Annotated in this window: 20 protein-coding genes; 12 read left to right on the top strand and 8 right to left on the bottom strand. The window is 64.6% G+C overall.

Going from position 1 to position 21,673, the window contains the following annotated elements:
- Positions 1–24: 24 nt before the first annotated feature.
- On the top strand, positions 25–2,487 hold the full coding sequence (locus tag ACVWY3_RS06940) for a putative bifunctional diguanylate cyclase/phosphodiesterase (protein ID WP_456837802.1): 2,463 nt from the start codon (positions 25–27) through the stop codon (positions 2,485–2,487).
- Here ACVWY3_RS06940 and ACVWY3_RS06945 read toward each other — a convergent pair.
- The 3 genes from ACVWY3_RS06945 to thrS all read right to left on the bottom strand — a co-directional run bounded on the left by ACVWY3_RS06945 (position 2,473) and on the right by thrS (position 6,513).
- Entirely contained in the window at positions 2,473–3,744 is a 1,272-nt protein-coding gene (locus ACVWY3_RS06945) for a serine hydrolase domain-containing protein (protein WP_456837803.1), read from the bottom strand. The two genes, ACVWY3_RS06940 and ACVWY3_RS06945, sit on opposite strands and share 15 nt — an antisense overlap.
- A gap of 66 nt (positions 3,745–3,810) precedes the next feature.
- Positions 3,811–4,374: a nitroreductase family protein gene (locus ACVWY3_RS06950; RefSeq protein WP_456837804.1), complete on the bottom strand. Its 564-nt coding sequence runs from the start codon at positions 4,372–4,374 to the stop codon at positions 3,811–3,813.
- A 96-nt stretch (positions 4,375–4,470) separates the two neighbouring features.
- Entirely contained in the window at positions 4,471–6,513 is a 2,043-nt protein-coding gene (gene thrS, locus ACVWY3_RS06955; protein WP_456837805.1) for a threonine--tRNA ligase, read from the bottom strand.
- A 187-nt stretch (positions 6,514–6,700) separates the two neighbouring features.
- Here thrS and ACVWY3_RS06960 point away from each other — a divergent pair, with 187 nt between their 5' ends.
- On the top strand, positions 6,701–7,873 hold the full coding sequence (locus tag ACVWY3_RS06960) for an MFS transporter (protein WP_456837806.1): 1,173 nt from the start codon (positions 6,701–6,703) through the stop codon (positions 7,871–7,873).
- 92 nt (positions 7,874–7,965) lie between these two features.
- A complete protein-coding gene (locus ACVWY3_RS06965) occupies positions 7,966–8,346 on the top strand; it encodes a hypothetical protein (RefSeq protein WP_456837807.1) in 381 nt (126 codons plus the stop codon).
- A 190-nt stretch (positions 8,347–8,536) separates the two neighbouring features.
- On the opposite strand, the gene ACVWY3_RS06970 is transcribed toward ACVWY3_RS06965, so the two are convergent.
- Entirely contained in the window at positions 8,537–9,883 is a 1,347-nt protein-coding gene (locus ACVWY3_RS06970; protein WP_456837808.1) for an alpha/beta hydrolase, read from the bottom strand.
- A gap of 321 nt (positions 9,884–10,204) precedes the next feature.
- On the opposite strand from ACVWY3_RS06970, the gene ACVWY3_RS06975 reads away from it, so the two are divergent.
- Both ACVWY3_RS06975 and ACVWY3_RS06980 read left to right on the top strand, forming a co-directional pair.
- The gene (locus tag ACVWY3_RS06975; RefSeq protein WP_456837809.1) at positions 10,205–11,572 is read left to right on the top strand and encodes an APC family permease; all 1,368 of its coding nucleotides are present in this window, start codon (positions 10,205–10,207) and stop codon (positions 11,570–11,572) included.
- A gap of 14 nt (positions 11,573–11,586) precedes the next feature.
- The gene (locus ACVWY3_RS06980) at positions 11,587–12,789 is read left to right on the top strand and encodes a hypothetical protein (protein ID WP_456837810.1); all 1,203 of its coding nucleotides are present in this window, start codon (positions 11,587–11,589) and stop codon (positions 12,787–12,789) included.
- Positions 12,790–12,814: 25 nt separating this feature from the next.
- On the opposite strand, the gene ACVWY3_RS06985 is transcribed toward ACVWY3_RS06980, so the two are convergent.
- Positions 12,815–13,372 (bottom strand): helix-turn-helix domain-containing protein, encoded by a 558-nt coding sequence (locus ACVWY3_RS06985; protein WP_027560040.1) that lies wholly within the window; start codon positions 13,370–13,372, stop codon positions 12,815–12,817.
- Between the two features lie 355 nt (positions 13,373–13,727).
- Between ACVWY3_RS06985 and ACVWY3_RS06990 the strand changes: the two genes are divergently transcribed.
- Genes ACVWY3_RS06990 through ACVWY3_RS07000 form a run of 3 tightly spaced genes read left to right on the top strand, consistent with a single transcriptional unit; the run spans position 13,728 to position 16,570 of the window.
- On the top strand, positions 13,728–15,041 hold the full coding sequence (locus tag ACVWY3_RS06990; protein WP_456837811.1) for an MFS transporter: 1,314 nt from the start codon (positions 13,728–13,730) through the stop codon (positions 15,039–15,041).
- A 54-nt stretch (positions 15,042–15,095) separates the two neighbouring features.
- On the top strand, positions 15,096–15,617 hold the full coding sequence (locus tag ACVWY3_RS06995) for an MOSC domain-containing protein (RefSeq protein ID WP_456837812.1): 522 nt from the start codon (positions 15,096–15,098) through the stop codon (positions 15,615–15,617).
- Positions 15,614–16,570, top strand: coding sequence for a PDR/VanB family oxidoreductase (locus ACVWY3_RS07000; RefSeq protein WP_456837813.1), 957 nt, complete (start codon positions 15,614–15,616; stop codon positions 16,568–16,570). Before ACVWY3_RS06995 ends, ACVWY3_RS07000 begins: the two co-directional genes overlap by 4 nt.
- 7 nt (positions 16,571–16,577) lie before the next feature.
- Here ACVWY3_RS07000 and ACVWY3_RS07005 read toward each other — a convergent pair whose 3' ends face one another.
- Positions 16,578–16,784 (bottom strand): hypothetical protein, encoded by a 207-nt coding sequence (locus ACVWY3_RS07005; protein WP_456837814.1) that lies wholly within the window; start codon positions 16,782–16,784, stop codon positions 16,578–16,580.
- A 123-nt stretch (positions 16,785–16,907) separates the two neighbouring features.
- Complete coding sequence (yidD, locus tag ACVWY3_RS07010) at positions 16,908–17,246, bottom strand: membrane protein insertion efficiency factor YidD (protein WP_456837815.1); 339 nt, start codon at positions 17,244–17,246, stop codon at positions 16,908–16,910.
- A gap of 248 nt (positions 17,247–17,494) precedes the next feature.
- Here yidD and ACVWY3_RS07015 point away from each other — a divergent pair, with 248 nt between their 5' ends.
- Positions 17,495–18,403, top strand: coding sequence for a hypothetical protein (locus ACVWY3_RS07015; protein ID WP_456837816.1), 909 nt, complete (start codon positions 17,495–17,497; stop codon positions 18,401–18,403).
- A 116-nt stretch (positions 18,404–18,519) separates the two neighbouring features.
- Here ACVWY3_RS07015 and ACVWY3_RS07020 read toward each other — a convergent pair whose 3' ends face one another.
- Entirely contained in the window at positions 18,520–18,975 is a 456-nt protein-coding gene (locus ACVWY3_RS07020) for an iron-sulfur cluster assembly scaffold protein (RefSeq protein WP_027560032.1), read from the bottom strand.
- Positions 18,976–19,217: 242 nt separating this feature from the next.
- On the opposite strand from ACVWY3_RS07020, the gene folE reads away from it, so the two are divergent.
- The 3 genes from folE (at position 19,218) to ACVWY3_RS07035 (ending at position 21,602) form a co-directional block, all read left to right on the top strand.
- Positions 19,218–19,910 (top strand): GTP cyclohydrolase I FolE, encoded by a 693-nt coding sequence (gene folE / locus ACVWY3_RS07025; protein WP_456837817.1) that lies wholly within the window; start codon positions 19,218–19,220, stop codon positions 19,908–19,910.
- A gap of 27 nt (positions 19,911–19,937) precedes the next feature.
- The gene (hisI, locus tag ACVWY3_RS07030; RefSeq protein WP_456837818.1) at positions 19,938–20,360 is read left to right on the top strand and encodes a phosphoribosyl-AMP cyclohydrolase; all 423 of its coding nucleotides are present in this window, start codon (positions 19,938–19,940) and stop codon (positions 20,358–20,360) included.
- Between the two features lie 183 nt (positions 20,361–20,543).
- Positions 20,544–21,602, top strand: coding sequence for a lytic transglycosylase domain-containing protein (locus ACVWY3_RS07035; protein ID WP_456843308.1), 1,059 nt, complete (start codon positions 20,544–20,546; stop codon positions 21,600–21,602).
- The last annotated feature ends 71 nt before the right edge of the window (positions 21,603–21,673 follow it).

Genomic DNA, 21,673 nt, shown 5'->3' on the forward strand with positions numbered 1-21,673 from the left:
GGGGAATGTGCGTTGGGGACTACAATGAGTGCCGCGAAGAGAACGTCGGGGAAACCGGCCACCGAAATGTTCGACGACATCCCGGTGCTTCAACGTAAATGGCGTGCCGCGTTGAAGCCGGGGGACCGGTTGCCCCGCTACGAAGACGTGATGCTGGGCAGCCTGGGACGGCTCGCCGACCACATCGCGCTGCTGAGAAATGACGGCGCGCTCGAACTGTCGCGCAGCGGGCGCTACGTGCAGAAATGGCTCGGCGAGGAGCGCTGGGATATTCCGGTCGCCGAACTGTCGCCCGATTGCGCCACCGCGCTGTCGGAAGCGGCGGCGAGCGCGCTCGCGAACGGCCGGCCTCACCAGGCCAGCGCGCATTGCGTGCGCGATGGCATGGTCCGGACCTACGACGTGCTGGCACTGCCGACCGCCTCGCGCTGGGGCGCGACCCTGATCGGCGCCTATGTCAACGAGCGCGGCGCGCAATACAATCTGCTCGATGCGATCTTCTCCTCCACCGACGATGCGGTGGTCTCGCTGGCGACGTTGCGTGATGCCGAAGGCAAGCCGTTCGACCTCCAGGTCGTGCACCACAACAAGAGCGCGAGCGCGCTGCTGAAGGTTGCGACCGGAAACCTGTTGTGGCGGCGGATCGGCGAGGGCAGCACGTTGCTGGCTGCCCCCGAGATCATGGAATTCCTGCTCAAGGCCGTTTCGGGCGGCCGCGGAGAGCAGCTCGAGATCGAGAACGAGGGTCGGTACCTCCGCCTCAGCGCCACGGCGTTCGCCGACGTGGTCTCGCTGACGATCTCCGACGTCACCGCTCTGAAGCGGCGCGATGCCTCGTTCCGCCTGCTGTTCGACAACAACCCGATGCCGATGTGGGTGTTCGACGCCGAGACCAAGCAGTTCCTCGGCGTCAACGACGCCGCGGTCCAGCATTACGGCTACAGCCGCGCCTCCTTCCTGCGCATGAAGCTGCACGAGATCTGGCCGCAGGACGAATGGGAGAGCCATGCCGAGGCGCTCGAACGCGTCGGCGACACCTATCACTCCTCGCGCAACTGGCGGCACTTGCGCGCCGACGGCAGCGAGATCGAGGTGCTCACCTTCGGCCGCCGCGTCACCTTCGATGAACGCGACGGCTATCTCGTCGCAGTGGTCGACATCACCGAGCGGCGCAAGGCCGAGGCGCGGATCGCCCACATGGCGCACCATGACGGGCTCACGGATCTGCCGAACCGCGAATATTTCCAGGAGCGCCTCAAGCAGGCGCTCGAGCAGGCTGGCGGCAAGCGTGTGGGGGTGCTCTATATCGATCTCGACCTGTTCAAGAACATCAACGACTCCTTCGGCCATCCGTCGGGCGACCGCCTGCTGAAAGAGGTTGCCGAACGGCTCACCACCGCCGTCCGCGGCGCCAATCTCGCGGCCCGGCTCGGCGGCGACGAGTTCGCCGTGATCCTGGCCGCCGACGTCTCGCCGAACGAGGCCAGCGCCTGCGCGACCTTGCTGATCGACATGCTGCGCGCGCCTTATGAGATCGACGGCCAGGAGATGGTGATCGGAGCCAGCATCGGCATCGCGCTGTCGCCGGGCGACGGCACGACGTCGGAGGAATTGATGCGCAACGCCGACATGGCCCTGTACCGGGCGAAGTCCGACGGCGGCGGCGTGCACCATTTCTTCGAGCGCGAGATGGATCTCCAGGCGCAGAAGCGCCGCGACATGGAGGTCGATCTGCGCCGCGCATTCGCCAATGGCGAGTTCGAGCTGCACTACCAGCCGCTGGTGTCGATCGCCTCCGACCGCATCTCGGGCTTCGAGTCGCTGCTGCGCTGGCGTCATCCGGAGAAGGGCATGATCTCGCCGGCGGAGTTCATCCCCGTTGCCGAAGACATCGGGCTGATCACGCAGCTTGGGGAGTGGGTGCTGCGCGAAGCCTGTGCCGAAGCCGTGAAATGGCCGAGCGATGTCAAGGTTGCGGTCAATCTCTCGCCGACGCAATTCCGCAGTCGCAATCTGGTTCAGGTCGTGATCTCGGCACTGGCGCAGTCCGGCCTGTCGCCGAAGCGGCTCGAGCTCGAGATCACCGAGTCGATCTTCCTCGCCGAGACCGATGCCAATCTCGCGATCCTGCACCAGCTGCGCGAGCTCGGCGTCGGCATCTCCATGGATGATTTCGGCACCGGCTATTCCAGCCTCAGCTATCTCCGCAGCTTCCCGTTCGACAAGATCAAGATCGACCGTTCCTTCGTCAAGGATCTGGCGCAGCGGCCCGATTGCGGCGCGATCGTGCGCGCGATCTCGGGTCTTGGCCGCAGCCTCAACATCACGACGACCGCGGAGGGCGTCGAGACCGAGGATCAGCTCGACTGGCTCCGTGCCGAGGGTTGCAACGAGGTGCAGGGCTTCCTGTTCAGCGCGGCGCGGCCTGCCGCGGAGATCGCAAAGCTGCTTGCCGATTTCGGCCAGCGCGCCTCACGGGCGGCGTAGCGCTTCAGGATAGCAGTCGTAGACCAGCGCCTTGAATGCGGGTGTGATGCGGCTGCGCTCGTTCTGGGTCTGCTGCATCATGAGGTAGACCATGTCGAGTTTGGGATCGACGCCGAAATAGGTGCCGCTCCCAGAGTCCCATTTCAATTCGCCGAGTGAGCCCGGCGGCGGCGGCCTCGCATTGCCGGGATCGGTGCGCACGGCAAGGCCGTAGCCATAGCCGAAGCCATCGCCCGGAAAATAGAAATAGTCGCGTCCGACGCCGGAGCCAGGCCCGATGTGATCGGTCGTCATCGCCTTGAAGGCGGCCGGGCTCAGATAACGCTTGCCCTCGAACTCGCCGCCGTTGAGCAGCATCTGCGCAAAGCGCTGATAGTCGGTGATGGTCGACAGCAGCCCGCCGCCGCCGGACTGCCATTCGGGATGGTCGAGGCGGTCGCGCTCGCCAGCGAGCAGGATGAAATCGTTCGGCAGCGGCCGCGCCATCCGCGCCAGTTCGCCTTCCGTCGCCAGCGCGAATTTGGTGCTGGTCATGCCGAGCGGATCGAGGATGCGCTGCTTGAGGAACTCGTAAAGCGTCTGGCCCGAGATGATCTCGATGACGGCGCCGAGCACGTCGGTGGAATGGCCGTAGCGCCACAGCGTGCCCGGCTGGCGCGCCAGCGGCAGCCGCGCGATGCGGTCGGCGAATTCCCTGTTGTTGAATTGACCCTCGAAGATGTTGGCGGCCTTGTAGGCCTGCTCGACCCATTTGCCGCCGATATAGTCGTAGCTGATGCCCGAGGTATGCCGCAACAGATCCTCGATGTTGACGGCACGGACCGGCGGCACCAGGTCGAGCTTCAGCTTGCCGTCCGGCTCGGTGACCTCGATGCCCACCTTGGTGTCGGCGAAGAGGGGGACGTATTTCGAGACGGGATCGGTGAGGGCGAGCTTGCCCTCCTCGATCAGCATCATCGCGCCGAGGCACGTGATCGGTTTGGTCATGGAGTGGATGGCGAAGATCGTGTCCGGCGTCATCGCAAGGCCGGTCCTGGTGTCGCGCACGCCGAAGGTCTTGAGGTACACCAGCTTGCCGTGCTGCTGCACCAGGATCACGGCGCCCGGCAGCCGGCCGCTCGCGACCTCGTTGTCGAAATACGCGCTGATGCGGTCGAGCCCCTCGGGCGAGGGAGCGGGGATATCGGCGGCGGCGCGGCTTCGCGTCATCGTGCCGGCCAATAGCGCGGCCCCGACCAGAAATTCACGGCGTTTCATCCGCGCCTCCTCCCTCGCGGGAGGGATCAAAGCCGCAAGACGTCGAGGCCGTCAACAAGCCTTCGACTAAAATCGCGTCACGATTTCGGAAAGGAACGGTCGCGGACGATCCTCGCTCGGCCTGGTCGGCTTGCCGATATGGATGAAGCCGGCGAGCTTCTCATCCGGCTTCAGGCCAAGTCCGTCGAGCACGTCGCGGTCGAACGAGAACCAGCCGGTCAGCCAGCAGGCGCCGTAGCCGAGCGCGGTTGCGGCCGTGACGATGTTCATGGCGCTCGCGCCCGCCGACAATTCCTGCTCGAACGCCGGCACCTTCGGATGCGGCCTGGTGAAGCTGACGACGCCGATCACCAGCGGTGCGTCCATCAGGCGATTGCGCTCGGTCTCGATATCGGCCGCCAGCGCGCCGGGATGCTTCCGCGCGAAGACCTTGGCGATCACCTCGCCGGCGCGCTGGCGCGCATCGCCTTCGAAGATGATGAAGCGCCAGGGCGCCAGCTTGCCATGGTCGGGCACGCGAGCGCCGATGGTGAGGATGGTCTCGAGCTCGGCCGGGGAGGGACCAGGGCCAGTCATCTCGCGCGGCTTGACCGAGCGGCGGGTCTTCAGGAGTTCGATGGCGTCGGGCACTGCGGTTTCCTCATCGGCTGGCCGTGTTGGGGCGTGCACTCCCCAGATGGGGATGCACGCCCGCAACCGAAAGCGAGTTTAGATCGATTTCAGGGGTCAGACGGCGCCGCGAGCCCGCCGGACATCCGGCGGGGTCGCCTCGTCGACCAGCGCGGCGATGGCCTCCGCGGTGGTCATCACCTTCTGGCCGTCGCTGCCGAGCCGGCGGACCGACACCGAATGCGTCTCGGCCTCCTTTTTGCCGACCACGAGCAGCGCCGGGATCTTGGCCAGCGAATGCTCGCGGACCTTGTAGTTGATCTTCTCGTTGCGCAGGTCGATCTCGGCCCGGAGCCCGGCGCGCCGCGCCTGCTCCAGCACAACCTTGGCGTATTCGTCGCCTTCGGAGGTGATGGTCGTGACCACCGCCTGCACCGGCGAGAGCCAGAGCGGGAAGTTGCCGGCAAAGTGCTCGATCAGGATGCCGATATAACGCTCCATCGAGCCGCAGATCGCACGGTGCACCATCACCGGCGGCTTCTTGCTGCCGTCATGGTCGATGTAGAACGCGCCAAACCGCTCCGGCAGGTTGAAGTCGACCTGCGTGGTGCCGCACTGCCAGTCGCGGCCGATAGCGTCGCGCAGCACATATTCGAACTTCGGCCCGTAGAAGGCGCCTTCGCCCGGATTGATCTCGGTCTTGATGTGGTTGTTTTGCGCCTGGATCTGGCTGAGCACGGTCGCCATCACGCGCTCGGCGTGATCCCACATCGCGTCTGTGCCGACGCGTTTCTCCGGCCGCGTCGACAGCTTCACCGTGAGATCGCCGGTGAAGCCGAAATCGGCATAGGTCGACAGGATCAGCTCGTTGATCTTCAGGCACTCGTCCGCAAGCTGGTCCTCGGTGCAGAAGATGTGCGCGTCGTCCTGGGTGAAGCCGCGCACGCGCATCAAGCCGTGCATCGCGCCCGACGGCTCATAGCGATGCACCACGCCGAACTCGGCGAGACGCAGCGGCAGGTCGCGGTAGCTCTTCAGGCCGTGTTTGAAGATCTGCACGTGGCCGGGGCAGTTCATCGGCTTCAGCGCAAACCAGCGCTTGTCCTCGGCCTCGTCGCCGGCGGACTGCGCCGCGAACATGTTCTCGCGGTACCAGCCCCAGTGCCCCGAGGTCTCCCACAGCACCTTGTCGAGGATCTGCGGCGCGTTGACCTCGTTGTAGTCGCCGGAGAGGCGGCGGCGCATATAGGCGATCAGCTGCTGGAAGATGGTCCAGCCCTTCGGGTGCCAGAACACCACGCCCGGACCTTCCTCCTGGAAGTGGAAGAGGTCGAGCTCGCGTCCGAGCTTGCGATGGTCGCGCTTCTCGGCTTCCTCGATCTGCTTGAGGTAAGCGTCAAGATCCTCCTGCTTGGCGAAGGCAGTGCCGTAGATGCGGGTCAGCATCGGGTTGTTGGAATCACCGCGCCAATAGGCGCCGGCCACCTTCATCAGCTTGAAGGCGTTGCCGACCTTGCCGGTCGAAGTCATGTGCGGGCCGCGGCACAGGTCGAACCAGTCGCCTTGGTAGTAGATCTTGATCGGCTCGTTGCCGGGAATGGCGTCGACCAGCTCGACCTTGAAGGCCTCGCCCTTGTCGCGGAACACCTGTTTGGTCTTCTCGCGGTCCCAGACTTCCTTGGTGAAAGGTTTGTCGCGCGCGATGATCTCGCGCATCTTCTTCTCGATTGCGGCAAAATCTTCCGGCGTGAACGGCTCGTTGCGGAAAAAGTCGTAGTAGAAGCCGTTCTCGATCACCGGGCCGATGGTGACCTGGGTGCCCGGCCACAGCGTCTGCACGGCTTCTGCGAGCACGTGGGCACAGTCGTGGCGGATCAGTTCGAGCGCGCGCGGGTCGTCGCGATTGACGAGCTCGATCTTGGCATCGGCGTCGATGGGATCGTTGAGATCGGCGAGCACGCCATCGAGCGCCATCGCCACCGTGCGCTTGGCCAGCGACGGCGAGATGCCCTTGGCGATATCGAGCCCGGTAATGCTCTTGTCATATTGGCGCTGGGCGCCGTCGGGGAAAGTGAGAGTGATCTTGGGGGCGGGGGTCACGGGCTTCAGATTGGAGAGGCTGTACTGGAAGCCGGACTCGGATTTGGGCTGGTCGGACATTGCTTTTCTCCTGAGGCTCACTCCTGCGAACGAGCGCAGGTAAGCGGGAACGAGCGATATATCAGGCGATTCGGCCTGTGCAATCCGGCAATTCCAAGAAAGTCGCGCGCAAAAAAAGGGGGGCCTTGCACCAAGTATTTGGCTCCGTGCCCTTTAACTCGTCACAAGCCGCGCTACATGCGTTTGCATGAAAAATGCCGCCGCCCGGCGCTTTGCGCCGACCGCCCTGATGCTCGGCAATCTCGTCACCGGCTGCTCGGTGTTGGCGCCCGCGGGCATGCTGCCCGAACTGGCGAGCGGGCTCGACGTCACGATCCATGCGGCCGGCCTCCTCATCACCTTCGGCGCGATCACGCTATGCGTCGGCTCGCCGCTGACGGCGTGGCTGACCAGCCGGATCGAGCGGCGGACGCTGCTCACCGTGACGCTCGCCGTGCTCGCCTTTGGCAATCTGGCCTCGGCCTTTGCGCCGGACTACGCCAGCCTTCTCATGATCCGTCTCGTCATGCTCGCGGTTGGCGCGCTCTACACGCCGCAGGCGGCTGGCACCGCGGCGATGATCGTGCCGGTGGAGCGGCGTGGCAGCACAATCGCCTACATCTTTCTCGGTTGGTCGCTCGCCGCCGCCGTCGGCCTGCCGCTGATCACCTTCATCGCCAGCCGCTATGGCTGGCGTTCGGCCTATGGCGCGATCGGCGTGCTCGGCTGCATCAGCTTCGTGCTATTGCTGATGCGCTTGCCGGGCGGCTTGAAGGGCGTGCCCGTGGATCTGAAGACCTGGGTTGCGGTCGGCCGCAGCAAGGCGATCCTGCTCCTGCTTGGGATCACCATGCTGCAAATGTCCGGGCAGTTCGTCGTGTTCACCTTCATGGGGCCGCTGCTGAAGAAGCTGACCGAGGCAAGCCCCGATGCGATCGGCATGGTATTCGCCATCTATGGCGTCTGCGGTTTCCTCGGCGTCGTGATTGCAACCCGCATCGTCGACACCTGGGGGCCGTTCCGAACCTCGCTGCTGTTCACCTGCCTGCTGCTTGCGGGCATTACGGGCTGGGCGCTCGGCGCTGGGAGTTTCGTGCTGATGACCGTCGCGGTGGCGGTCTGGGGTCTCGGCTTTGCCTCGACCAATTCGATGCAGCAGGTGCGGCTGGTCGCGGCTGCGCCGCCGCTGGCATCAGCGACCGTCGCGCTCAACACCTCCGTCCTCTATATCGGCCAGGCCGTGGGCTCCGCCGTCGGCGGCCTGCTGTTCGCCCGCGAGCTCCTGCATACCCTCGGCTTCGTCGCGGTCGGCTTCGTCGTGCTGGCGCTGATCCTGGTGGTCCTGACCCGGCCCCGGCCGGCTGCGGCCGCCACGGCCTGAATTCCAGCGTTTTCCTGTGCGCAAGGTGCTTGGCAAACCGCGCGCGGGAGCGCTAGAAGGCCGGTCATGGGGACCAAAGAGAGTTGACTGAGATGAGGATGATTCTGGCGGTTGCCGCTGTGCTCTATTCAGCCTCCGCGTTTGCGCAGACCGACAAGCCACCCATGGTGGGGGACAAGCCGCTGGTGCAGGTCAAGCCCAAGGGGACCAAGGCGGCAGCAGCTGCTACGGCCGCGCCGGCGCCGAAGGGCAAGCCGCAATCGGTCGCGGCGCGGCTCCAGGCTTGCCTCGACATCGACGACGGCACCAAGGACCGCCTCAACTGCTACGACGCGGTGATCCCGCCGGCGCCGAAGCCGAAGCCGGCGAAGCCCAAGGGCTACGCCGATTGCCGTTTCTTCAAGGAAGAGGACGAGCGGCTGGCCTGCTTCAACGGTTTTGCCGAGAGCATTCCGAAGCTGCCCAAGAGCTGATCGGCGAAGAGCTGGTCGGCCAAGAGCTGGTCGACCAAGAGCTGCGTCCGCTTGTCGGCCATCAACATCACATTTTGAGCAGGGCTTGAGACAATTGCCGGCAGCGCAGCCCAATACCGGCTGGCGCAATTCTCAATTTGACGCGTTTCATTGACGCAGACCGGTATCGAATTCGCTTGGAAGCGCTGCCCTAGCGGCTCGGTGCGGAATTGGTGGCGGCAACGCGCGTCAGGGCCAGTGCGGGCGTTGCCGACATCTTCACCAGCACGTCCTTGAGCGGATCGCGCGTCCAGGCACGCGTCACATAGTCACGATGCGTGATGCCCTCGCCGGTCTCCACGAACACCACGCTGCCGGGGCGCAAAGGGCCGTCCATGTCTTCGGAGACGCCGATGCCCTTCTGCCTGAGCATGCTCATCAGCCCGCGATCGCGCCGCGCGGTGTAGCGGGTGTAGGAGCTGACGAAGAAGCCGGAGCGATGGCTCTCGATCCAGGAGGCGAACTTGTCCATCTCGCCATAGACGGCGTCGAGCAGCACGACGCCGCGGACGCGGTCACTGATGCCGCCGACCTCGAGGCTCCAGGCCGTCGGCAGGAATCCGCCGCTATAGCCGACGATCAGGATCGGCATGTTGGCAAAGGCGCGCTCGCTGTTGGGATCGCCGGTGAGGCGGGCGAGGTGGCTTGCCGATTCCTCCATGAAGCGCTTGAAGCCGCCGGTCTGCCAGAACTTGCCGGCGCTGGAATCGGCGGCATCGACCGCCATCTGCGGCGCGAGCAGCACGGCATTGGCACCGGAATCGGTGACCTGCTGCGGCACCAGCTGCCGGTCGCGCACGTCGCGTTCGAGCGTCGCGCCATTGCCGTGGAAGAACACCACGATCACGCCCGGCTTGCGCACGTCGAAATGCTCGGGCACGTGCACCAGCACGCGGCTGTCGCTGTAGGTCTCGTCCTGCCAGTAGACGCGCCCCGAATAGCTGCGGTGGCCGCGGCGGTCGCCCTTGGAGATGTTGAGGAACGGTGCGTCGGAGGCAGGGTTGTTACCGAAATAAGGAAACGCCGACGATTTCATGCTGACGAGCGTCGTCAGGTCGTCACGTGCGGGGCGCTTGAAAGGGACCTGAGGCTCAAGCGAGGCGACCTTGTAGGGGGCCTGCTCCGACTGCGGCGGCTGCTGCACCGCGCGCTTGGGCGAGAAGTCCGACATCTGCCGTTGCAGAAAACTCTCGCTCGCCGACGGGAAGCGCTCCGTGAACTGCGGGGCAGGGAAGCGATCCTCGAAGGTGTCGCCGCCCGCTACTTGCCGATTGGAGGCCTGCGGATTGGTCTTGGCTACGACCTGATTGACCTGAACATTGGCCTGCGAGTTCGCCGCGAGCGCTGCCGGATTTGGCGCCTTGCCGCATTGAACCAGCGCGAGCGAGAACGGCACCAAAGCCGAGACCAGGCCGATCCGGAGCGCACGACCGTGCCGACCGGAATTCGTCCGATCGGCACGCGTGTCAGCTCTCACGTTCGGAACGGCCCCGACCATCCACCCATGACCCCAAGTCACTTCAAGTCAATCGGCAAGCTTAAGGTAATTGAGCCGACCGGCGTTTAGGTGACGTTAAGCGTCCGGAAAAACTTCCCCACATCCGGAGCGCTTAAAAGGGACCATGCAATCGTGTCCTGATTGTGGGGGAGGGGAACGGGATTTGCCGGTGTTTGGGCGGGTTTATTGCCCAAGACCAAGCATGAAAGGTGCCAAATTACCAATTCCGTTCGCCTCATTTAACCCTTGTTAACCCTGCTTGAATTGACTGGATCGATCTGCACGATGCCTCCCAGGAGGCGCGACGCTTTAAGGACCCCGATGACGGCATCAGATGCGGGTACTGCGCCCTGGACTGGCCGGCTGACCGGAAGCGGGTCGGGGGTCTCCGCTCTGGTCGCGACCGCCATCGTCGTTGCTGACATGATCGGGGTCGGCGTCTTCACCAGCCTCGGCTTCCAGGTCAAGGACATCCCGTCCGGCTTCTCGATCCTGCTGCTGTGGACTGTCGGCGGCATCGTCGCGCTGTGCGGCGTATTCGCCTACAGTGAGCTCGGGGCGATGTTTCCGCGCTCGAGCGGCGAGTACAATTTCCTCGGCCGCGCCTATCATCCCGCCTTCGGTTTTCTCGCCGGCTGGGTCTCGGCGACCGTCGGCTTTGCCGCGCCGGTTGCGCTGGCGGCGATGGCGTTCGGCGAGTACGCCAAATCGGTCATCCCCGATCTGCCGCCGATCCCGCTCGCCATCGGCGTGGTCTGGCTGGTCTCGCTCGTGCAATTAACGGGCGTCAGGCACTCCTCGACGTTCCAGCTGATCTCGACGATCCTGAAAGTCGTGCTGATCGTCGCCTTCCTCGTCGCAGGCTTCATCGTCGGCGTGCCGCAGCCGATCGCCTTCACGCCGCAGCCGGGCGATCTTGCGCATATCGTCAGCGCACCCTTTGCGATCGGGCTGGTCTTCGTGATGTACTCGTTCTCGGGCTGGAATGCGGCGACCTACATCATCGGCGAGATGAACACGCCGCAACAGAGCCTGCCGCGCGCGCTGCTCGCGGGTACGCTGATCGTGCTGGTGCTGTATGTCGCGCTCAACGCCGTGTTCCTCTACTCAACGCCCGTCAGTGCGCTTGCGGGTCAGCTCGACGTCGCCAGCGTCGCCGGCAGCGCGATCTTCGGCGGCCTCGGCGGCCGCATCGTCGGCGCGATGATCTGCGTCGGCCTGATCTCCTCGATCAGCGCGATGATGTGGATCGGCCCGCGCGTGATGATGACGATGGGGGAGGACATTCCGGCGCTGCGCGTGTTCTCAAAGCGATCGGTCAGCGGCGCGCCGGCCTATGCCATCCTGTTTCAGCTCGCGGTGACCAACCTGCTACTGTTCACGCGCAGCTTCGAGGCGGTGCTCGACTTCATCCAGTTCGCGCTCTTGTTCTGCTCGTTCTTCACGGTCGCCGGCGTCATCAAGCTGCGCATTACCGATCCCAAGCTGCCGCGGCCCTATCGCGCCTGGGGATACCCCTTCACGCCGTTCGTTTTCCTGCTCGTGACCGGGTTCATGATGTACTACCTGTTGACCGAGCGGCCCATTCAGTCGCTCTCGGGCATGCTCGTCATGCTCTCGGGCCTGTTGATTTATGCAGTTTTCCGCAGGCGGCCGGTCGCCGCTGGCCATACATCACGTCGCGAATAGACATGTTTCGTCCCATGAGACTTGCGGCCGTCGCTCTTGCCCTCCTCGTTGCGGCCATCTCATCGGCGCGTGCCGCCGAGGTCACCTTCGACGACACCGCGCGTTTCCTGGCGGGCATGCAGCCTTCGGCGGACTCGCCGCTGGTGCCGCTCACGAGGGACCCCGGCTGGCAACGCCACGCAAAATTCTTCGACGGCGCCTTCGCCCAGCTCGAGCAGCGACAGCTCTCGAAGATCCGGAGCTGGGCCGACGTCAATCTGGCTGCACCCAGGCCGACGATGTTCTATTTGTTCAGCGGCCCGGATTTCCTCTACGCCAACGCATTCTATTCCAAGGCGAGCACCTATGTGCTTGGCGCGCTGGAGCCGGTCGGCGCCGTGCCTGATTTGACGCGGCTGCCGCGCCCGTCGGTCGGGGCCGCACTCTATAGTGTCGAGCGCTCGCTGGGCTCGATCCTGAGCTTCTCCTTCTTCATCACCAAGCAGATGAAGGTCGACCTGCACACAAACCAGGTCAACGGCACCTTGCCCATCCTCTATGTCTTCCTCGCGCGCTCCGGCAAGACCATCCGCAACGTCGAGATGGTCGCTCTCGACGACAAGGGCGGGATGCATGTCGGCAACGACAATCCGGGACCGAACGCGACACGCGGCGTCCGCATCACCTTTGCCGGCCCCGATGGCGAGGCACGCACGCTCTATTATTTCTCCGCCGACCTCTCCAACGCGAGCGCGCGCTCGACGGGCTTCCTGAAGTTCTGCGAGACGCTCGGGCCCGGCAACAGCCTGATCAAGAGCGCGTCCTATCTGCTGCACTCCGGCAACTTCACCGTCGCGCGCGACTGGCTGCTCGCCAACAGCGCGACCATCATCCAGGACGATTCCGGTATTCCGCTTGCGAACTACAGCGCGCGGCAATGGCGGTTCTTCCCGTTCGGCCGCTATCTCGGACCGATCGACGAGTTCCCCGGCCGCTACCAGGAGCGCTACGCGGCATTGTTCACGCGCGCCCAGCCGATCGATTTCGGCGTCGGCTATCGCTGGCGCATGAATGAATCGAATCTGCTGCTCGCGGTGAAGGTGCCGGGCAGCGAGGTCGCGCCGGCCGTGGAAGCCACGTCATCCGCCGAGCCGCCGCCGAGACCGCCGCGCCCGAAGCGGCCGCGTCCGCCCGAGCCGATTCCGCCGCCGCCCGGACGCTTCTTCTGGTTCCGCTAATTTAGACTGTTTGCTGAATCAGGCGTCAGGGCGTCTGGGCCACCACGACCAGCACTTCGGCTTTCTGTCGGCCGAGGCTCCTGACCTCATGCGGGGTCTCGCCTGAGAAATACAGGCAGTCGCCCTTGCCGAGCGTCAGTTCTTCGCCGTCGAGCTTGATTGCAATCTTGCCGTTGATGACGAACAGCAGCTCCTCGCCAGCATGCGAGGCGCGCGTTGCCGCCTTGTGCGGGGGGCTCAGCAGGAACGGCTCCATCATCTTGCGGGTGCGGCCGGTCGCCAGCGGCACGACACCAAACGTGTCCTGGAACAGCGGGACGTTGCCGCCTTCGCGGCGGAACAGCGTGTAGCGCGGCGCGGGCTCGGCGTTCGGATCGAAGAAGTTCGCGACATTGACCTCGAGGGCCGCGGCCATGCGCAGCAGCGCTGCGAGTGAGGGGATCTTGAGGTTGCGCTCGACCAGCGAGATGTAGCCGCGCGTCAGATCGCTTTGCTTGGCAAGCTGGTCCAGCGTCAGGCCCTTGGCAATCCGCGCCTGGCGGATATTGGCCCCGACCGCTGTCGCTTTGCTGACGTCAAGCACGCAGGAATCTCCCGAACTGCTGGGGCTACTTTTGCAACAGATGCCGCCCGACTGCCAGTCCGACGGCGCGGATCGGCCGGCCCGGCCGCCTGCAGGCGTATTCCGGCAGAAAACTCTTGCGCAGAAATTTCGGGCAATACCGCGGATAATGTGAGCAGGTCTGCTGGTATATCGCGAAGATAAGCCAAAAATTGATGCATTTTACGCCCTTTGCCGCGATCGGCGGCAGTTGCCGCATTTCGTGGCGTTGATTTCCAACAGTAAACATGATCGATTTTACCGTCCTGGTTGCCGATGGGCTCCACGGACGGAACCAACTGCTTTTCCTAGGCGCCGGTACCTTTTGGAGAGATCGATGACCATAGCAGACGACGCAACCCTGAGCGTAGCACCGGACGAGGCGGCGAGCTTGCGACGGATCGTGTGGTCGAGCGTGATCGGCACCGCGGTCGAATGGTACGATTTCCTGATCTACGGCACGGCGACCGCGCTGGTGTTCAACAAGGTCTTCTTCGCCGCCGGCAATCCCACGCTCGCCACCATCGCGGCCTTCGGCACCTACGCCGTCGGCTTTTTGGCGCGGCCGCTTGGAGCGGCGATCTTCGGTCATTTCGGCGACCGGGTCGGCCGCAAGGCGATGCTCGCGATCACCATCATGGTGATGGGTATCGGCACCTTCCTGATCGGTCTGCTGCCGACCTATCATCAGATCGGCATCGCCGCGCCGCTGCTGCTGATCGGCCTGCGTTTCCTCCAGGGCATCGGCCTCGGCGGCGAGTGGGGCGGGGCCGTGCTGATGGTGGTCGAGAACTGCCCGACACATCGCCGCGGACTGCTCGGCAGCATGGTGCAGGTCGGCAATCCCATCGGCAATCTCGCCGCGATCGGCATGTTCGCGCTGGTGGCGAGCCTGCCGGAAAACGATTTCATGGCTTACGGCTGGCGCATTCCGTTCCTGATCTCGATCCTTCTGGTCGGCGTCGGTCTCTACATCCGTCTCAACATGGAGGAGACCGCCGCCTTCCGTCAGGTCCAGGCCAAGAAGGAAGTCGCAAGCATGCCGCTGGTCGAGATCTTCAGGCATCACCGCAGGCCGTTTTTCACTGCGGTCGGTCTGAAGATCTCCGAGATCGCCTATGCCAGCATCGGTGGCGTGTTCGTGATGTCTTACGCCACGGCCAATCTGGGGCTGCCGCGCGCGGTGGTCCTGAACGGTGCGTTCGCCGCATCGCTGGTTGCGCTGTTTGCCATTCCGCTGTTCGGCTGGCTGTCGGACCTCGTCGGCCGCAAGACGATGTTCTATGCGAGCTGCGTGTTCTCCGCACTGTTTGCCTTCCCGCTGTTCTGGTTGCTCGACACCCGCGATCCCGCCATCGTCGTCTGCACCATCGTGGTCGCGATCACCTTCGGTCAGATGGTCATGTTCGGCATCGGTGCGCCCTGGTATTCCGAGTTGTTCTCCGCGCGGCTGCGCTACAGCGGCGCCTCGCTCGGCTTCCAGGTCGGTGCGGCCCTGAGCGGCGGGTTGACGCCGCTGATTGCGGCATTTCTGATGGCCTGGAGCGGGGGCGCAACCTGGCCGGTCTCGCTCTTGCTCATTGCCTGCGCCGCGGTCACCGCGACCGCAACCAGTTTCGCGCCGGAGATGGCGAACAAAGAACTGACCTGATCCCGCGGCGCGTCGCTGCCGGCGGCGCGCATCGCTCACCCAAGGGGAATTGTCATGCTCGATACCATCAGCGCCGGCTCGACGCAGGGCGCAGCACAGCTCGGCTGGACCGGCGTGGTGCGCTTCCTTCATTTCACCCCGCGTGCGTTCCTGCCGATGCGCGCAGCGGAGCGGATCAATCTCGTCGCCGGCCGGGGCATCGAAGGCGATCGCTACATGATCGGCAACGAAGAGGGGTTTTACTCGCACAAGCCGGAAGAGGGCCGGCAGGTCACCCTGTTCGAGCTCGAGACACTGGTCGCGCTCAAGCGCGACGCCGGCATCGAGCTGAGACCCGAGGAACACCGACGCAACGTCACGGTCGAGGGGGTGCCGTTGAACCATCTGGTCGGCCGGCGCTTCTGGCTGGGCGAGACGTTGCTGGAGGCGACGCGGCTGTCGGTGCCGTGCCGGCACATCGAGGAGATCACCGGCAAGGCGATCTTCGATCCCCTGATCAACCGCTCGGGCCTCAACTGCAAAATCCTGCAAGGCGGCGTCGTGAAGGTCGGCGATATCGTGCGGAACGCAGCATGAAGGCGCGCCCGATCACGACGGTCAAGACGGTCGTCGCCGACATCGAGGAGGCAGGCAACGGGATCAAGCTGTTCACCCTGGTCGATCCCGATCGCTGGGAACTGCCGCCGTTCAGGCCCGGCGCGCATATCGATCTGCATCTGCCCAATGGGCTCGTGCGTACCTATTCGTTGTGCAACGAGCCCGCCGACAACGCGCGCTATATCATCGCCGTGAAACGCGAGGCAGAGGGGCGTGGCGGTTCACGCGCGCTCCACGATGATGTCAGGCTTGGCGATGTCATCGGCGTCTCGCTGCCGCGTGGCGGGCTCAGGGCAGGCGCCGACGTCGGACGTCACGTCTTCGTCGCCGGCGGCATCGGGGTGACGCCGTTTCTGTCGATGGCGCGGCACCTCGTGCGGACGGGCGAGGCCGACTTTGTGCTGCATCTCATCGTGCGCGATGAGGTGCCGCTCGCCGCGCATCTCGGCGTGCTGATCGAAAAGGGGCGCCTCGTCGTGCACCGAACGTCCCGGACCGGGCGTCCTGATCTCGCGGCGCTCGTCGGGGAGCGTAGATCGGACACGCTGGTCGCCTGTTGCGGCCCGGAAGGCATGATTGATGATTTCGCGCGGCTGACGGCAGCGTGGCCCGCGGCCAATGTTCATGTCGAGCGCTTCGTCGCGCCACGACCTGTGATTGAACCAGATGCAAAGCCCTTTACGCTGTTGCTGGCGCGGTCCGGCATGGAGATCGAGGTGCGGGCCGGCCAGACCATGCTGGCTGCGTTGCAGGAAGAGGGCATCGACATCGCGACGTCCTGCTGCGGCGGCATCTGCGGCGCCTGCAAGGTCGGCTGGATCGAGGGCAAGCCGGTGCACCGCGACCGCATCCTGTCGTCATATGAGCGCGAACGCTATCTCATGGTTTGCGTCGCCGGATCGGACGCCGATCGGCTGGTGCTCGACCTCTGACGTTGAGCTACCAGTGCACGCTCTGGCTCGGCACGATGAAGGCCGTTGAACTCGGCGGCGTGGCGAAGCTCGTCGCGAGATACCAGCCGGAGCCGGCCGCGAGCACCAGCAGGGCGATGATGGCGAGCATGTCGAGGGTTCTGGGATCGTGATGATGTCCGCCCGCACCGTGATGGGGACCAGGCCTGACGCGAGGGCTGATTTTCCAGCGCATTGTTGTTTCCTCCCGTGGGAGCATCACGATAAAGCGAGGAAGGGGGCGGGAGGTTCCACTCAGAGCAGCGATGCGCAAAGCGTCGCAGCAAACGCCCAGAATGATCCGCAAAAAAAGCGCGCGCTACGGCGCGTTGACGCCGCGCCAGCGACCGTAGCGCCAGGGCAGATACCAGCGCGCGCCCAGCGGCGCGTTGAGCGGCACATTGTCGATGCCTGACGTGCCGAACGGATTGCAGCGGAGTAGGCGCGCGAGCGTCATCCAGCCGCCGGCCCAAAGCCCGAACCGCTCGATCGCTTCGTCGCCGTAAACGGAGCAGGTCGGCAGGTGCCGGCAATTGTAGCCGACCAGCGGCGAGAGCGTGTGGCGGTAGAGCCAGATCAGCGCACGGCCGAATCTGCGCGGCAGCCGAAGCGCGCCCTCGACCGGATTGGAACAATGCTCGCAGGCTGAATGCTTCATGTGCGCTTTGCTGCGACGTTGGGCGAGGTGTTGCACGGTTCCGGTGCAGGGAACCGTAAGCTGTTGTTTCTGCGCCATATTTTGTATGCTTTTTGGGAGCAGTGCAGCAAGTATCTGTGGACGATCTGTATTCGCCCGGATACCATTTTTATGACGCCCGTGTGTAGAAGCATACGCCTGTATGATGGACTCAGAAGGCGCTACCGGGGATTGTTGGGGGACCTTTGGGGCTTGGGGAAGGAACCAGATTGAGACTTCTGAACTCCCTTGATCTTCGCGGTTGGTTGTTGCTTGGGGCCGCCGCGCTTGGTGTCGCGCTGTCCGGCGCTGTCGCTACGACCGGCACTACGGCCCGTGCCGGCGCTGCGCTTGAAGAGCGCAAGCTGCCGATGAAGTTCAGCTGGGTCGCCTGCGAGCCGAATTGTCGTGGCTGGGTCAGCGCGGTCGGGATCATCACGTCCGATACTCCCAAGGATTTCGAGGAGTTTGCGCGCGGACGTCAGCTCGGTGGCGCCACCGTCGTGCTCGATTCCAGCGGCGGGTCCGTCAACGACGCGATCACGCTCGGCCGGCGCTTCCGCAACCTCGGCCTTATGACCACGGTTGGGATCAGCGTTCAGAACCGCAGCGGGCAGTCGGCGCGCCCGGCGGTCGCGCCTGAAGCCTATTGTGAATCCATGTGCGTGTTCCTGCTGCTGGCGGGCAAGAAGCGCTACGTGCCCGATGCGGCCCATGTCCGGGTTCACCAGATCTGGATGGGCGACCGGGCCGACGACGCAAAGGCGGCGAGCTACAGCGCGCAGGACCTGATGATCGTGGAGCGCGACATCGGCCGGCTCGCCAAATACACCTTCGACATGGGCGGTGCCGGCGATCTGTTGTCGCTCGCGCTCAGCGTTCCGCCGTGGGAAGACCTGCACGAGCTCGACCCGGGCGAGCTCAAGCTCACCAATCTCGTGACGACCGATCTCGTCGCCGATGTGCTGCCGCATGTGGACGTCAAAACGCCGGCAGTGGCGGAGCTGGCGCCGAAGACGCAGGCGAGGTTCGGTGCGGAGCCGGAGCAGGCGCCGCAGGCCGCCAGGTCGACCAAGACGGCGGAAGCCCTGGTGCCGACCGGCAGCGCGGCCACGCCGGCTGCGGCGGTGCAGAAGTAAGCTCTTAAATCCTTGCAGTCATTCCGGGGCGCGCCTTCGCGCGAACCCGGAATCTCGATCGGCAAGCTCTGGATTCCGGGTTCGTCGCTTTGCGGCGCCCCGGAATGATGAAGGAATCAGCCCTGGGCCGCGGCGGGCTGCTTCGCCTTCGCCTCGATCTGGCCGATGGCATCGACGACGGCGTCGAAGGTCAGCAGCGTCGAGGCATGCCGCGCCTTGTAGTCGCGCACCGGCTCGAGGAACTTGATCTCTTCCCATTTGCCTTCGGGAGGAGCGCCATTCTCCTTCAGCATCTTGCGAACGGTTTCGCGTAACGCGCGGAGTTCGCTCGCGGTCGAGCCGACGACGTGACTTGCCATGATGGATGAAGAGGCCTGGCCCAAGGCGCAGGCCTTCACGTCATGGGCGAAGTCGGTGACGATGTCGCCCTCCATCTTGAGATCGACCTTCACGGTCGAGCCGCACAGCTTTGAGTGGGCGGTGGCGGTGGCATCGGCGTCCGATAACCGCCCGAGCCGCGGAATATTCCCGGCCAGCTCGATGATCCGCTTGTTATAGATGTCGTTCAGCATGTGATGGAGTCCAGCACTTACCTACCGGATCGGCCTTGGCGGCCGCCGCCCACGGTCCTATATAGGGACGGAACTGGCGGAAAAACAGTCCAGCGGTGCGGTGGGGATGATCCAGATCTGCGCTGCCAGCGTGATGACGCAGGGGCCTTTTTCGTCAAAACTGTTTTCTTCAGGCGTCCGGCGGCTTGCCGCCCCGTCTGCCGGTGACACTCCGGCCGTTGAGGCCGTCGAACGGAGAAGATATGGACGCGGCAATCAAATCCATCCGCCCCAACAAGCCCGCTGACCGGCAGCCCGAGAGCCGCCCGGCCGAGCTGGACCCTGCCGAATTCCTCGCGGTCGCCGTTCGCGCCGACCAGCCGCGCCCCGCGCGCGCCGAGGCGGAAGCGGCAGTGAAGACGCTGCTTGCCTATATCGGCGAGAATACCGAGCGCGAGGGCCTTTTGGACACGCCGCGCCGCGTGGTCGAGGCCTTCGACGAGCTCTATCAGGGCTATCACCAGTGCCCGGCCGAGGTGCTCGACCGCACCTTCGGTGAGACCGCCGGCTATGACGACTTCGTGCTGGTGCGCGACATCGAGTTCACCTCGCAGTGCGAGCACCACATGATGCCGTTCTACGGCAAGGCGCATATCGCCTACACACCGGTGGAACGCGTCGTCGGCCTGTCCAAGCTTGCCCGCCTCACCGATATCTTTGCCCGCCGGCTCCAGACCCAGGAGCATCTGACCGCGCAGATCGCTGCGGCGATCGATGAGATCCTGAAACCCCGCGGCGTTGCGGTGCTGATCGAGGCCGAGCATACCTGCATGTCGGTGCGTGGCGTCGCCAAGCATGGCGCCTCCACCTTCACCAGCCGCTTCACCGGCATGTTCCGCGACAATCCGGCGGAGCAGGCCCGTTTCCTGTCCCTGGTGCGAGGCCTGCAGCGCTGACCTCGCGAATGACTGGCGAGAGTTGCTGTGTCCGCTCACTCCGATGAGATCGAGGAAGGCCTGGCCTTTCTCCCTAAGTTCGACGCGAGCGGCCTCGTGACGGTCGTCGCGACCGACGTCGTCAGTGGCGACGTGCTCATGGTCGCGCACATGAACGATGAGGCGCTGCGCAAGACGATCGCCACGGGTGAAGCCTGGTACTTCAGCCGCTCCCGCAATGCCTTGTGGCGAAAAGGTGAGACCTCAGGTCAGACCCAGCGTGTGGTCGAGATGCGCACCGATTGCGACCAGGACGCGGTCTGGCTCCGCGTCGAGCAGATTGGCGCGGCATGCCACACCGGGCGATGGTCGTGCTTCTATCGCAAGATCGAGGCCGCGGGCGGTGGCGCCAGGCTGATCTTCGTCGATGCCGGCCGGCTGTTCGATCCGAACGAGGTTTATAAGAAGTAGCCCCCCGTCATTCCGCGGCGCGCGCAGCGCGAGCCCGGAATCCATGGTACGGCATAAGTGCGGTGGAATGGATTCCGGGCTCATCGCTTCGCGATGCCCCGGAATAACTCGGGATGGACGGCGAAGCCCAGTTAACGCCACATTAACCATACCTGTCCCACGGTGAGACGACAGGGCGCCGAATTGCCGGCGCCGCTCAACGCCGCGCGGGGCGGGCACTTCATCATGTCGGTCGACAATTCCAGTGCCATGCAGACGGTCGCTCTCGACCCGACGCGGGCGCGCGTCGCCGGTGCGATCAAGGACGTCTCCAACCGGACCGGCGTCAGCTTCCAGTACATGCTGACGACCGCGAAGATAGAATCGGATTTCGATCCGACGGCGGGCGCCACCACATCGTCAGCGCACGGGCTCTACCAGTTCATCGATCAGACCTGGCTCGGCACCGTCAAGGAGGCGGGCGCCCAGCTCGGCTATGGCAATTACGCCAGCGCTATCACCAAAACGTCCTCCGGCAGCTACACTGTCGACGATCCCTTCATGAAGCGGTCGATCATGAAGCTGCGGGACGATCCGCAAGCCGCATCCAGCATGGCGGCGGCGCTGACGCAGTCGAACAGCTTCAAGCTCACCGGTCTGCTCGGCCGCAGGCCGTCCGACAGCGAGCTCTACATGGCGCATTTCATGGGCGTCGGCGGTGCGGCAAAACTGATCGCCAATGCCGAGGACAATCCGCAGGCCGTCGGCGCGCGGCTGTTTCCGAATGCGGCCTCCGCCAACCGCTCGATCTTCTACGCCAGGGACGGCCGCGCCCGTAGCGTCTCTGAAGTCTATACGGTACTCGATGCGCGCTACGCCAGCGCGGCGAATTCGAAACTCACCCGCAGCGCGATGGCGATGTATGGCGATACGCCCTCGACCACGCAGGTCGCAAGCGCCAACGGCGTGCAGCCGATCGCGCCTGTTATCGACAACGCCGCTTATCTCCAGACTTTCCCGGATGCACGCGGCGTAACGGCGGTGAGTGCGACGTCTTCGACGGTCGCGGACAATGCGCCGATCGCACCCGCATTCCGCTCGATCTATCAGCCAGGCGACGTCACGCAGCCGGTCTCGACCACGGTGCAGACATTGTGGGGCAACAACGCCGCGCTCACCTCCGTCGCTTCCGCGACGCCTGAGGTGCGTCCGCCGCAACCGCTCGATCTCTTCAGCGATCGCAGCGGCACGTTCTCGAGCTAGTCGGCGCACCTCTACGTGCTGCGCAGCGTGCGGCGACCGCCTTTGTTCCCTTAACAAAACGTCAATGAAAC

The sequence above is a fragment of the Bradyrhizobium sp. USDA 4486 genome (assembly GCF_054057995.1).